The sequence below is a fragment of the Corynebacterium sp. UMB9976 genome (assembly GCF_030212265.1).
Classification (GTDB): Bacteria; Actinomycetota; Actinomycetes; order Mycobacteriales; family Mycobacteriaceae; genus Corynebacterium.
In genome coordinates, this window is sequence record NZ_JASODY010000030.1 from 1 (window position 1) to 12,331 (window position 12,331).

Consider the following 12,331-nt stretch of genomic DNA (forward strand, 5'->3'; position numbering starts at 1 on the left):
ATCCGGAAAGGGCCCATGAGATAAAAAGGGTCCACCCGGCGACACGCCGGGCAGACACACTTTTTGCTACTTAACCCGCCACTGAGTAGTGGCAACCACGGGCGCTGAAAGCACTGGTGAGGCGCTGGAGTTTTGGATTTTTTAAGGCCGTCGCGTGGCCTTGTTGGTTTCGCTGCTTTCTAGCGGCGGTGCAGCAGCGCTGCGGCGGAGCACAGCGCGTTGGCGATCGAGGTATCGCGATCCGAGCCGAAGCCCACGGCCCAGGTTCGCTTCCCGTTGTGGGTGGCGAAGATGAAGGTCGCGGTGGCTTCGAAGATCTCGTACTGGTGGAACTTCAGGATCTCCACGGCCAGGTCGTGATCAGCCAGGATCTCGGACATCGCGGAGGATGCGCCCATCGCGGTGATGGACACCCGGGTGCCCTGCTGGTCGGCGCGCAGGCCGCGGATGCTGATCTCGTACTGGCGCTTGCCCGCGGACTTCCGCTGGGAGCGCAGCTGCTCCACCTGGATGTCGTTGGGGGAGTAGGAGCGCCGGAAGGTCTTCCAGTCCATGCCGCGGGCCTCGCCGCGCATCGCCTTGGGCAGTCGCTGTCCGAAGCGGGAGCGGAATGGGTCCTCGGCGAAGGTGCGGGTGCGCTGGCGGCGCTTCTGGATGCGCGTCTGGGTTTGCGCGTTGAAGGTGATGGAGTTGGAGCGCAGCGCCGGGGTGGTGGTGTAGCTCTTGTGCTCTCGGCGGCTGGTCTCCGGCTTCGCGAAGCGAATCATTGTGGTGCTCATGGTCACTCTTCCTTGTTGTGGTCGGTCCTGGTGGCGCTTGGCGGTTGTGCTTGTGCGCCGGTTGTTCGGTTCATGGACCGACTCTTAAGCGTGTGCGCTTGTTACCCCGGTGGTGGAGGGGTCAGTCCGCGCCTCCACCCGGGTTGGGTACTCGCTTAAGAAGAATTGTGATCATGGGCATGAATATATCCCTTTCTTTTTACCCCCGCGAGTTGTTCAACAGTTTTTAGGCCCAAATGGGGGTGCAGTAGGTGGGATAGATTGTCCCATAATATGAGACGCGGCCCGGGGTGTGTTCCCGCGGACCGCGTTCACTGTTCCCCCGCCCTTCCTTATATTTAGGACGTCCCCCAGCCTCACGCCTGACGCTCAGCCCTGCGGGATATGCAGCTTCTCCCAGGCCTTCCATCGCGGGGAGGGCTCCAGCAGTTGGTTCTCCTCGCCGCTATCGAAGCGCTTGCCGTCGAAGACCTGGATGTGGCGGGCTGGGTCGGCCCCTTCCGCAGTAGTCGCCTCACCGCTCTGCGCTGTGGCTCCCGCGCCGTCCGCGTCGCCCCGGTAACGCTCGAAGCCCGGGTCGAGGTCGTGGAGGAACTTCCGCCAGCGGCCCAGCATGGCCTCGCTGGTTCGGTTCATCTGCTTCGCGCCGCCAAGGGCGAGGGCGAGCTTGCCGCGGCTGGTGTCCACCCGGCGGAACAACAGCGGCAGGTCGAGGGCGTGGGTCGCACCCATGCCGCTGAGCTCCAGGGAAGGGGTGGTCATGTCCAGCCGGTAGAACCACACCTTGCCCGTGGGGTGCTGCTCGGCCAGCAGATAGGCCGGGGCCACGAAGATCGCGTGCCCGGTGAACTCGCCCACCGCGGAGCGGCGCTGAACACCCTTGTAGTGCTGGAGCAGTTCCTCCACATCCGTGCTCACGTGCTCGGCGAGCGCGACGGTGCGTGACCACTGGTGCTTGGTGCGCAGTGGCTCCCAGCGCATGAGCCGGTACTCGTCGCGGTTATAGCCCACGAGCAGCGGCAGGTCGCGCTGCGCCCCCTTGGCCAGCGGGTGCTTGGGCAGCAGGTCGCCGTCCACGATGGGTGCGAAGGGCCCGGATACCCCTGGTGCGTAGCGGAGGTTGTGGGCCACGAGCGCCTCGGTGATCTCGCCCAGCTCGGTGGCGGTGGCATCGAAGAGGTCATCGATGCTGAGTCCGCCGGTTGCTGGGGAGGGTTCGGCGCTAGCAACCGTGGACTTGGTCGATGCCTTGTCCGAGCCCTTGCCCTTGTGTTTGGTCTTAGCTTCGTCCTTCTCGACGAGCCCGCGGATCCGGGCGAGCTCCGCCACGGCCTGCTCGCGCCAGTACTTGGCATTCTCCGGGGTGTGCACCATGGCTCCCGCGGGGGACTGGGCGATCGCGCCGGCGATCACGCCCTCCAGGGCAGGGCTGGTCATCAGCGCGGTGACCATCGCCCCGCCCGAGGACTCGCCGAAGATCGTGATGCGCTCTGGGTCGCCGCCGAAGGCACGGGCGTTGGCCTGGATCCACCTCAGGGCCTCGATGATGTCGGAGAGTCCGGCATTCGTGTCGATGCGCTCGTCGTCGAAATCCTCTCCGAAGAAGAGCTGGCCGAACATGCCGAGCCGGTAGTTCACGCCGACGTAGATGGAATCGGTGGCCTGGGCGAAGTGCTCGCCGGAGCGTTGCGGATCGGCCGCGGAGCCGTGGACGTTGCTGCCGCCGTGGAGGTGCACCGCGATGGGTCGGCGCGCATCGGCGTCGATCGCGTGCTCCTTATTAATAGGGGCTGGTGCGTTGTCCGCGCCTGTGGCAGGTTCCGCGTCCGTAGCAGTGTCCACGTCCGTGGCGCTGTCCGCGTTCGTCGTGTTGTTGCCCCGTGCCGTACCGCGCGGCACGACGACGCTCAGCCACAGGCAGTCCTCGGAACCGATCCAACCGGTGGCCTTGTTGCGGAACTGGTAGCAGTACTCGCCGTCCGCGCGGGCCTCGAAGGTTCCCTCCCAGGGTTCGATGGGCTCGGCGCGGCGGAAGCGGCGGGACCCGATGGGTGGCTGGGCGTAGGGGATGCCGCGGAATGCGGCAGTACCGGTTTCCGCGTGCCCCTTCACCGCGCCGGTGGTGGTCTGGACGGTCCAGAAGTCACCGGGCGCGGGGGAGCGCTGTGCCGCGCCCGCCTGTCCGGTACTTTCCTTCTTTTCAGCGCCGCCCATCTTTCCTGCACCACCCGCGTTCGCGGGCCCCCTCTTCGCCCCGCCTGCTACCGATTCCGCCATTGCGCTAGTTCACCTCAGCTGCCGTGCGGGCGAGGAAGAGCAGCTGTGCCGCACCGACGGAGTGGATCTCAGTCGGGTCCACGGACTCATCCGCGGAGTGGATGCGGGCCTGCGGCTCGGCCAGGCCGTAGAGCGCCAGCTCCGCGCCCGGGTGGGCGGAGAGCAACTTATTGGTCAGCGGGATGGAACCGCCGGAGGCGACCTCCGCGATGTCCATGTGCTCCTTGCCGGAAGCCGCGGCGTAGGAGTCACCCAGTGCGCCAGCCAGGCGCTGCAGGGCCGGGCCGGTCAGGTCCGCGCTGAAGGGCTCGGCCAGGGACTCACGCTCGATGCTCATCTTCGCGTTCGGGGCGTGCTTCTCCAGGTGGGCGACCAGCAAGTCTTGGCACTCCTTCGGCTCCATTCCCGGCGGCACGCGCAGGCTCACCACGGCCGCGGACTCGGCCGGCACGGCGTTGACCGCGTCCTTGACCGGCAGGGCGTCGATGGCGGTGACGGTGATCGCCGGGCGGGCGACGGTGAGGTCATTGGGCTTCAGGCCCTGGTCCGCGCCGTAGACGTCCACGCCGTCCAGCACGCCGGCGTCGCGGCGGAAGGTGGCCTCGTCCGGGCCCACGCCCTCCCAGGTGGTGCTCGGCGCCAGGCCCTCGACGGCGACCAGGCCCTTCTCGTCGTGCAGGGTGCTGAGCAGCTTGATCAGCTCCACGGTCGCGTCCGGGGCGGCACCGCCGAACTGGCCGGAGTGCAGCGGCTGCTCCAGGGTCTGCAGGCGGACGGTGACCGCCGCGGAGCCGCGCAGGGCGGTGCAGAGGCTCGGCACGCCCACGGAGTCGTTGCCGGAGTCCGCGATGAGGAACACGTCTGCGGCGAAGAGCTCCGGGCGCTCGGCCAGCAGGTTCTCCAAGCCGTAGCCGCCACGCTCCTCGGATCCCTCCACGACAACCCGGATGCCGACCTTGTTCAGCACCGGGTACTGCTCGGCGAGCTCGTTGAGGGCGCGAAGGGTGCCCAGGTGCATGCTCACGGAGCCCTTGCAGTCCGCGGTGCCGCGGCCGTACCAGCGGCCGTCGCGCTCGGTCAGGGTCCATGGGTCGGAGCTCCAGGCATCCATGTTGCCGGCGGGCTGGACGTCGAAGTGGCTGTACAGCAGGACGGTGGGGTAGCCGTCCTCGGGTTCCCGCAGGCCGATGACGGACTTCGATCCGTCGGAGGTGGGGTAGGCCTCGACGGGAACTCCGACCTCCTGGAACTGGCGAACAACCCAGTCCGCGGCACCGTCGTTGTGCTCCTGGAGCTCGGGGACGGAGTGGATGGACTGGAAAGCGATGAGTTCGGTCAGCGCGTCCTTAATAAAGGGCAGTTGTGCCTCGAGGGCCCCGCGGGCCTCGTTCGGGGTGGGAATTGCGTTATTTGTCATGAGATCCAGGGTAACGCTTTTCCCAAAGTTGCGAACCTTGCACTCAAGGGGTGTGAGTGCTAAAAACGGTGTTAGCACTTGCACTGGTTGAGTGCCAGATAAAAGAACGATCGAGTTCAGTGAGGACGGGTGGAGCGGCACTTACCTGTCCGTGCCGTCGCGGGCGCTGGATTCGACCCGCATGTGTCGCACCAACTCTAACGGAGGATCTGAAGCCTAATGGCGAAGATGATTGCATTCGACGAAGAGGCCCGCCGCGGCCTTGAGACCGGCCTGAACACCCTGGCTGACGCCGTCAAGGTCACCCTGGGGCCGAAGGGTCGCAACGTTGTTCTCGAGCGCAAGTGGGGCGCACCGACGATTACCAACGACGGTGTGACCATCGCTCGCGAGATCGAGCTGGAGGATCCGTACGAGAAGATCGGTGCGGAACTGGTCAAGGAGGTCGCGAAGAAGACCGACGACGTCGCCGGTGACGGCACGACCACCGCTACCGTTCTGGCTCAGTCCCTGGTCCGCGAGGGCCTGCGCAACGTGGCTGCCGGCTCCAACCCGATGGGCATCAAGCGCGGCATCCAGGCTGGTGTCGCGAAGGTGACCGAGCACCTGCTGGCGAACGCCAAGGAGATCGAGACCCAGGAGCAGATCGCCTCCACCGCTGGCATCTCCGCTGCGGACGAGGAGATCGGCAAGCTGATCGCCGAGGCTATGTACAAGGTCGGCGATGGTGAGCTGAACAAGGACGGCGTGATCACCGTCGAGGAGTCCAACGCTTTCGGCGTGAACCTCTCCGTCACCGAGGGCATGCGCTTCGATAAGGGCTACATCTCCGGCTACTTCGCCACCGACATCGAGCGTGGCGAGGCTGTCATGGAGGATCCGTACATCCTGCTGGTGAGCTCCAAGATCTCCAACGTCAAGGATCTGCTGCCGCTGCTGGAGAAGGTCATGCAGTCCGGCAAGCCGCTGCTGATCGTGGCCGAGGATATCGAGGGCGAGGCACTGTCCACCCTCGTTGTGAACAAGATCCGCGGCACCTTCAAGTCCGTTGCCGTCAAGGCTCCGGGCTTCGGCGACCGCCGTAAGGCTCAGCTGCAGGACATCGCGATCCTGACCGGCGGCCAGGTCATCGCCGAGGAGGTCGGCCTGAACCTGGAGACCGCCGACCTGCCGCTGCTGGGTACCGCCCGCAAGGTCGTTGTCACCAAGGACGACACCACCATCGTCGACGGTGCTGGCTCCAAGGAGCAGCTGGAGGGTCGCATCAAGCAGATCCGCCAGGAGATCGAGAATGCTGACTCCGACTACGACCGCGAGAAGCTGCAGGAGCGCCTGGCGAAGCTCTCCGGCGGCGTGGCCGTCCTGCAGGTCGGTGCCGCCACCGAGGTGGAGCTGAAGGAGCGCAAGCACCGCATCGAGGATGCCGTGCGTAACGCGAAGGCTGCTGCCGAGGAGGGCATTGTCCCGGGCGGTGGCGCTGCACTGGTGCAGGCTGCTCACGTCCTGGAGGACAGCCTGGGCCTGGAGGGCGACGAGGCAACCGGCGTGCAGATCGTGCGCGCGGCCCTGGCTGGTCCGCTGAAGCAGATCGCCCGCAACGCTGGCCTCGAGCCGGGCGTTGTGGAGGACAAGGTCAACAACCTGCCTGCCGGCGAGGGTCTGAACGCCGCCACCGGCGAGTACGTGGACCTGCTGGCCGCTGGCATCTCTGACCCGGTGAAGGTGACCCGCTCTGCGCTGCAGAACGCTGCCTCCATCGCTGGTCTGTTCCTGACCACCGAGGCTGTGGTTGCGGATAAGCCGGAGCCGGACGCTCCAGCGATGCCGGACGCAGACGCCATGGGTGGCATGGGCGGCTTCTAAGCCCCGTCACTGAGCCCCGCTGCCTAAGCCCTAGGGCTCGCGTTCTGGGTTCCTCGCACCCCGCTGGGGTGTGGGGGGTATCGAAGGCTCCCGCTGGAAATCATCAGGATTCCCAGCGGGAGTTTTTTGCGCTTTTCAGACGGAGGATAGGGGAGGGGTGGGGAGGGATATCCCCTTGCGGGTTTTAGTCGCTCTATGCGGTGTTCCGGGGCGTGTTGTTGTGGCCGGTGGGCGCGCTGTGCTCGTGTGTATGCCTGAGCAGGCGCTGCCGCTTAGGAGATTCTCAGGAAGGCTGAAAAGCCGCCCTAGGTTCTAGTTGGAAATGTTTTTCAACTGCCTTGTCTGGGCACTTCCTGAGAGGGTGCCCTTAGGTTAATTGCAGGTTAACCAGCGGAGATGTTCGATCGGGGCGGGTGGTGAAAGGTTATAAATGTGATCCTTCTCACATGTTGGCAGGAAAACGTTATCCTCTCTTGACATAAGTGTTTCCTGTGCCATAATCGGTAGCCGTAACGCGCTCAGCGTTGATCCACTGTAGGTCCCGTGAAAGTGGCGGGGCTGTCTCATTTATCGAGGAGTTCACATGAACGTCGACATGATCACCACCTTCCTGAACGACTTCTCCACCTTCTGGAAGAACATCTGGGAGTTCCTGAAGCCGATCTTCAACATCATCCAGGGCAAGGACAACTTCGAGAAGGGCGAGCACCTGAAGAACCTGAACGAGCTGGCTAACGCTTTCGGCAAGAAGCCAGAGGTCGGCGAGGGCTACACCCCGGTCGAGCCAGCAGGTTCCTCCAAGGCTGAGTAATTCGCTGGAAACCGTACTGGTTTCCGATTATCGCTAGTAGCTAGCGGTACATCACTACCCCGCCCGGCGGGGTCCCCTAAAAACAGTTTCACCACTCGCCTGCGGGCGAGCGGACCTACACTCTAGGAGTTTCCAAGATGGATAACGCAACCTTCTTCTTCGAGTCCATGGCCAACGTCGCTGACTGGATTGGCGCACTGTCCAAGCTGATCGGCCTGCTGCCGAACTTCCTCCAGGCATTCGGCTTCTAATTTAAGCCTCGCCTAGAGCGATCAAACCCCGCCACCGCAACGGTGGCGGGGTTTTGCTTTGCCAACACTCCGCCACGCTCACCGACGAATTTGTGACGGTTCTCCCGACCCACACCGAGCTGCAATTCATAGTCCCCGTTAAGGGGAGGTGTGGCCCACCCCCGAGCCTGTTAAGCAGTAGAATGGAAGGCGTAGAAGTCTCACTCACTAGGCCGAAAAACAGGTGCACAGCATGAGCAATAGCAACGAAGAAGACATGCACTTCGTCGACCTCGCATCCACCGAGGGATACATGGTGGATGACTCCGATGAAGACGACCCGGTACTGATCACCCCAGACGGCCAGCGCGTCGACACCTGGCGCGAGGACTACCCCTACGAAGAGCGCATGAGCCGTGATGAGTACGAGCACATCAAGCGCGCCCTCCAGATCGAGCTGCTGAAGTGGCAGAACTGGACCAAGGACACCGGTCAGAAGCACATCATCCTCTTCGAGGGCCGCGACGCCGCCGGTAAGGGCGGCTCCATCAAGCGTTTCAACGAGCACCTCAACCCCCGTGGTGCGCGCACCGTCGCCCTGGAGAAGCCGACCGAGCGCGAGTCCACCAGTTGGTACTTCCAGCGCTATATCCAGCACTTCCCGGCCGGCGGCGAGATCGTGTTCTTCGACCGCTCCTGGTACAACCGCTCCGGCGTCGAGCGCGTCATGGGCTTCTGCACCCACGCGCAGCACGCCGAGTTCATGCGCGAAGTCCCGATGCTCGAGAACATGATCATGGGCTCCGGCATCTCCCTGACCAAGTTGTGGTTCTCCGTGACTCAGAAGGAGCAGCGCACCCGCTTCGCGATCCGCCAGGTCGACCCGGTCCGCCAGTGGAAGCTTTCCCCGATGGACCTGGCATCTCTGGACCGCTGGGATGACTACACCCGGGCGAAGGAGGAAACCTTCCGCTACACGGACACCAACGAGTCCCCGTGGATCACCATTAAGTCCAATGATAAGAAGCGCGCCCGCATCAACGCGATGCGCTACGTGCTCAGCAAGTTCGAGTACACCGGCAAGGATCACGAGGTCGTGGGCCAGCCGGATCCGCTGCTGGTCAAGCGCGGCCGCGACCAGATCGGCGACTAAAACCCTCTAGCTGCCCGCGGAGCCCGCGGGGCAGCGTGATACTGCAGCGCGTTCGTCACGCGCTCATAGCGAAGGGAGGGCTACCCAACCAGGGTGGCCCTCCCTTTTTCGTTTCCTACGGAGTCAGCTCCGCGACGATCGCCGCAGCTGGCCCCGGTCGCGTGAGTTCATAATTCTCCCCGGCCCACAGGTTCAGGTACTCCCGATCGCCGGCCTTATCCGCCGTGCCGCGCAGGCCGGAGGTTAGGTAGTGCAGCTCTGGGTACACTTTCCACTATAGTGGAGTTACATTCTCGACCTCCTGCCAACAGCGATGGCGGGAAGATTGGCGGTACTAAATTGCGCACTTCCATTCTCTCCACTGTGGTGGCAACTCTCCTGACTGTTTGTGCTTCCCCAGCTGCGTTTGCAACTGAAGATAGTCCTAAAGCGGAGGAAAATCCTTACTCTATTTTAGAGCTATCCCAAGGAGAATCTGTTTCAGTTCCTCATGGATATGACATCGGTTTTGTAGAAGAAAAGCCATCTTTAGCTCAGATGGCTCGTTCTGCCAATACCGCTCCATCCTGCGTCGAGGCGAGGGTGGAAAAACTTGCTGTCCAGGTTTATAACAACTGCGAGTCCGATATGAGAGTCAAAGTTATTATGACCGCCAACACGTCTCCTATTTTGGGGGCTAAAGACAGCGCCTGCAATACGATTGCTCCAGGTACCAGGTCAAATGTTAGATGGATCATCCGCGGAAACGAGAAGGTAGATAGGGTAGAACTTTGCTAAGAAATATTTCTAAAACCTCCAAGTGGATTATTTCCATTCCGGTTGCTTTTTCACTACTGTTCGTTAGCCCAGCTCCGGCTTTTTCGGCTGTGAAAAAAAATGAACTGGGCATGTACACAGTGAAGTGTCAAGTTGTAAAGAATGAACCGGGAAACCCAATAGTAGGGTTGGTTTACGGCAATCATCCGAAAGATCCTACAAAGGCGGAGAAAGATGCGGATTTGTACACGAACAAATTCGGAAAAAATGTGCATAAAAGGCACTGCTACCCTCAGCCTAGGTATACAAATTCTGGAGCTTTCACTGTAGACGGTGATCCGATTTAATATGTCTGGCGAAACGCTGCTTTTTACAACTTACTTCCTCGCTCGAGAGTCTGACCTTGAACAATTCCATAAACAGTATTTAAAAAGAGTGGATAAGGCGCGAGCGATCACACAGATACTCTATGTAACTGACGAAATTACACATGGGGGAGACGAAGTAATTCGCGAAGTCATGATGCAAGATTTCCGTAGGGATATGCGAGACTTTGGCACTTACCCATTTGATGAATCTGAATGGGGTTTGTATAGCCTTTCATGTGTGGCTAAAGACGTTGACGAACCCGCCATGGAAGGGGCTGGTGTCTCTCGACTATGGCGTGATTTGGCATTAGGTGAAGAGACAGTGCCTAGGGAATTTACCAGTCATGTAAAAGCCGTTAATGTGTCGAGCGATGGCAGAAGGTTCCCTCTGGGATCTATTTGTGCTTGATTGTGATCCAGAAATTCAACGGAATATCAATATGATAAATGCCGTCACCTCTTGATTAAGGCGTCAGCGTGTAGTCTGGACGATTAGGCTAATCACTGGTGCACATATCCGGTGGCTCCATCAAGCGCTTCAACGAGCACCTCAACCCCCGTGGTGCGCGCACCGTCGCCCTGGAGAAGCCGACCGAGCGCGAGTCCACCAGTTGGTACTTCCAGCGCTATATCCAGCACTTCCCGGCCGGCGGCGAGATCGTGTTCTTCGACCGCTCCTGGTACAACCGCTCCGGCGTCGAGCGCGTCATGGGCTTCTGCACCCACGCGCAGCACGCCGAGTTCATGCGCGAAGTCCCGATGCTCGAGAACATGATCATGGGCTCCGGCATCTCCCTGACCAAGTTGTGGTTCTCCGTGACTCAGAAGGAGCAGCGCACCCGCTTCGCGATCCGCCAGGTCGACCCGGTCCGCCAGTGGAAGCTTTCCCCGATGGACCTGGCATCTCTGGACCGCTGGGATGACTACACCCGGGCGAAGGAGGAAACCTTCCGCTACACGGACACCAACGAGTCCCCGTGGATCACCATTAAGTCCAATGATAAGAAGCGCGCCCGCATCAACGCGATGCGCTACGTGCTCAGCAAGTTCGAGTACACCGGCAAGGATCACGAGGTCGTGGGCCAGCCGGATCCGCTGCTGGTCAAGCGCGGCCGCGACCAGATCGGCGACTAAAACCCTCTAGCTGCCCGCGGAGCCCGCGGGGCAGCGTGATACTGCAGCGCGTTCGTCACGCGCTCATAGCGAAGGGAGGGCTACCCAACCAGGGTGGCCCTCCCTTTTTCGTTTCCTACGGAGTCAGCTCCGCGACGATCGCCGCAGCTGGCCCCGGTCGCGTGAGTTCATAATTCTCCCCGGCCCACAGGTTCAGGTACTCCCGATCGCCGGCCTTATCCGCCGTGCCGCGCAGGCCGGAGGTTAGGTAGTGCAGCTCTGGGTACAGGCTCGGGGCCAGCGGCTGGAAGCGGTCGGTGAAGGCATTGCGGATCGCACGCGCCGGTTTGCCCGTGAACGCCGTGGTGATCACGGTTGGCCGCCCCCTGAGCGTCTGCAGCGCCTGCTTATGCGTCTTCTTCGTCCCCGCCTCCACGGCCAGAAGGAAGCGGGTGCCCACCTGGGCGGCAACCGCGCCGTGCTCCAGGGCCTCCGCCACGTCCTGCTTGGTGGCGATGCCGCCAGCGGCGATCACCGGCTTATCGGTGGCTTTCTTTGCATGGGCCAGCAGCGCGGCGAGCGAGTACGCGCAGCCCGCCTCCGGGGTGGAAAGCACCGTGCCCCGGTGACCACCGGCCTCCTTGCCCTGCAGCACGATGGCGTCGCAGTCCGTGCCCGCGAGATGCTCGATCTCCTCCGGGGTCGTGGCGTTGAGCACCACCAGCTTCTGCTTGGCGTGCAGGGCGTCCACGACCTCCGGGGTTGGGTAGCCAAAAGTAAAGGACACGACCTTGGCGGTGGAGGAAAGCGCGATCTGCACCTTCTCCTCATAATGATCATCGGTGTTGCGAGGGGCGTCCGGAAAAGAGGCCTGCACAGCCGAGTAGGCGTCCAATTGTTCGCGATAACGCTGCCAACTGTGCAGCTCCGCGGTGGAAAGACCCGTGTGGGGCGGTGGGGAGAAGATATTCACCCCGAAGGGCCAGGTGGTGAGATTCTCTATTGCTGCAAGGCGTTCGCGGAACGCATCGGGGGAGAGGTAACCCGCGGCCATCATGCCGAGACCACCGGCATTGGATACGGCGGCGACGAGCTCCGGAGTGGAGGGGCCACCGGCCATCGGCGCCAGGACGATGGGGCGTTCCAGCGACAGAAACTCACTCATGGGGGCTCTTTCCTAAGGGTTGATGGGTGGTGCGTGTGTGCGGGCTATCGCTCGGGGTGATTGCGCTTGCGTTTGGCCTCCTTGTAGGAGGCGAAGCCCATCGCCGTGGTGGAGCCGACCGCGAACAGCAAGATCAACGCCATGAGTACATTGGCCTGTAGCTGCGGCATGTCGTTGAGGGCCGGTGGTGGCCAGAAGAGCATCACCAGCAGGACCAGGATTGACGCAACGGATAGGAGCCTCAGCGCCAGCAGCTTCTTCATGGGGGCCTCTCGTTTGGTCGGTGGTTCATGGCTGGGAGCCTTTAGCTTTCCACACTATCGGGCGGATTCTAGGGGTCGTTGCAACATTTCCTAGCTTTCAGCTAAATCTAACAGCTCCGCCATCCGCTCCGCAGGA

General features: G+C 62.2%; 11 protein-coding genes and 1 pseudogene. 6 read left to right on the plus strand and 6 right to left on the minus strand.

Features of this window, described 5'->3' with window-relative positions; translation table 11 throughout:
• Window positions 1-179: 179 nt before the first annotated feature.
• From QP140_RS09260 to QP140_RS09270, 3 genes are all read right to left on the minus strand, one after another.
• Window positions 180-779, minus strand: coding sequence for a hypothetical protein (locus QP140_RS09260; RefSeq protein WP_070759515.1), 600 nt, complete (start codon window positions 777-779; stop codon window positions 180-182).
• 369 nt (window positions 780-1,148) lie between these two features.
• The gene (locus tag QP140_RS09265; protein WP_284759349.1) at window positions 1,149-3,056 is read right to left on the minus strand and encodes a carboxylesterase family protein; all 1,908 of its coding nucleotides are present in this window, start codon (window positions 3,054-3,056) and stop codon (window positions 1,149-1,151) included.
• A 4-nt stretch (window positions 3,057-3,060) separates the two neighbouring features.
• Entirely contained in the window at window positions 3,061-4,473 is a 1,413-nt protein-coding gene (locus QP140_RS09270; protein ID WP_284759350.1) for a dipeptidase, read from the minus strand.
• A gap of 219 nt (window positions 4,474-4,692) precedes the next feature.
• Between QP140_RS09270 and groL the strand changes: the two genes are divergently transcribed.
• The 3 genes from groL to ppk2 all read left to right on the plus strand — a co-directional run bounded on the left by groL (window position 4,693) and on the right by ppk2 (window position 8,530).
• Complete coding sequence (gene groL / locus QP140_RS09275; protein WP_284759352.1) at window positions 4,693-6,336, plus strand: chaperonin GroEL; 1,644 nt, start codon at window positions 4,693-4,695, stop codon at window positions 6,334-6,336.
• 583 nt (window positions 6,337-6,919) lie between these two features.
• A complete protein-coding gene (locus QP140_RS09280) occupies window positions 6,920-7,147 on the plus strand; it encodes a hypothetical protein (protein WP_284759353.1) in 228 nt (75 codons plus the stop codon).
• Window positions 7,148-7,630: 483 nt separating this feature from the next.
• On the plus strand, window positions 7,631-8,530 hold the full coding sequence (gene ppk2, locus QP140_RS09285) for a polyphosphate kinase 2 (RefSeq protein ID WP_070759621.1): 900 nt from the start codon (window positions 7,631-7,633) through the stop codon (window positions 8,528-8,530).
• A 115-nt stretch (window positions 8,531-8,645) separates the two neighbouring features.
• Here ppk2 and QP140_RS09290 read toward each other — a convergent pair whose 3' ends face one another.
• Complete coding sequence (locus QP140_RS09290) at window positions 8,646-8,798, minus strand: hypothetical protein (protein ID WP_284759354.1); 153 nt, start codon at window positions 8,796-8,798, stop codon at window positions 8,646-8,648.
• Window positions 8,799-8,809: 11 nt separating this feature from the next.
• Between QP140_RS09290 and QP140_RS09295 the strand changes: the two genes are divergently transcribed.
• The 3 genes and pseudogenes from QP140_RS09295 to QP140_RS09305 all read left to right on the plus strand — a co-directional run.
• Window positions 8,810-9,307 carry a hypothetical protein gene (locus tag QP140_RS09295; RefSeq protein ID WP_141759506.1) on the plus strand — a complete coding sequence of 166 codons (498 nt, stop codon included), beginning with the start codon at window positions 8,810-8,812 and terminating at the stop codon, window positions 9,305-9,307.
• A 312-nt stretch (window positions 9,308-9,619) separates the two neighbouring features.
• A complete protein-coding gene (locus QP140_RS09300) occupies window positions 9,620-10,063 on the plus strand; it encodes a hypothetical protein (protein ID WP_141759507.1) in 444 nt (147 codons plus the stop codon).
• Between the two features lie 110 nt (window positions 10,064-10,173).
• A pseudogene (locus tag QP140_RS09305) lies at window positions 10,174-10,788 on the plus strand (polyphosphate kinase 2); the annotation flags it as partial.
• A 115-nt stretch (window positions 10,789-10,903) separates the two neighbouring features.
• Here QP140_RS09305 and QP140_RS09310 read toward each other — a convergent pair.
• Both QP140_RS09310 and QP140_RS09315 read right to left on the minus strand, forming a co-directional pair.
• Window positions 10,904-11,932, minus strand: a complete 1,029-nt coding sequence (locus QP140_RS09310) for an NAD(P)H-dependent flavin oxidoreductase (RefSeq protein WP_284759358.1) — start codon at window positions 11,930-11,932, stop codon at window positions 10,904-10,906.
• 44 nt (window positions 11,933-11,976) lie between these two features.
• Window positions 11,977-12,195 (minus strand): hypothetical protein, encoded by a 219-nt coding sequence (locus QP140_RS09315; protein WP_284759360.1) that lies wholly within the window; start codon window positions 12,193-12,195, stop codon window positions 11,977-11,979.
• Window positions 12,196-12,331 lie beyond the last annotated feature (136 nt).

Excerpts from the sequence above, each read along its gene's own strand:
- QP140_RS09260 (WP_070759515.1), bottom strand. The coding sequence starts at position 779 with ATGAGCACCACAATGATTCGCTTCGCGAAGCCGGAGACCAGCCGCCGA.
- QP140_RS09265 (WP_284759349.1), bottom strand. The coding sequence starts at position 3,056 with ATGGCGGAATCGGTAGCAGGCGGGGCGAAGAGGGGGCCCGCGAACGCG.
- QP140_RS09270 (WP_284759350.1), bottom strand. The coding sequence starts at position 4,473 with ATGACAAATAACGCAATTCCCACCCCGAACGAGGCCCGCGGGGCCCTC.
- groL (WP_284759352.1), top strand. The coding sequence starts at position 4,693 with ATGGCGAAGATGATTGCATTCGACGAAGAGGCCCGCCGCGGCCTTGAG.
- QP140_RS09280 (WP_284759353.1), top strand. The coding sequence starts at position 6,920 with ATGAACGTCGACATGATCACCACCTTCCTGAACGACTTCTCCACCTTC.
- ppk2 (WP_070759621.1), top strand. The coding sequence starts at position 7,631 with ATGAGCAATAGCAACGAAGAAGACATGCACTTCGTCGACCTCGCATCC.
- QP140_RS09310 (WP_284759358.1), bottom strand. The coding sequence starts at position 11,932 with ATGAGTGAGTTTCTGTCGCTGGAACGCCCCATCGTCCTGGCGCCGATG.
- QP140_RS09315 (WP_284759360.1), bottom strand. The coding sequence starts at position 12,195 with ATGAAGAAGCTGCTGGCGCTGAGGCTCCTATCCGTTGCGTCAATCCTG.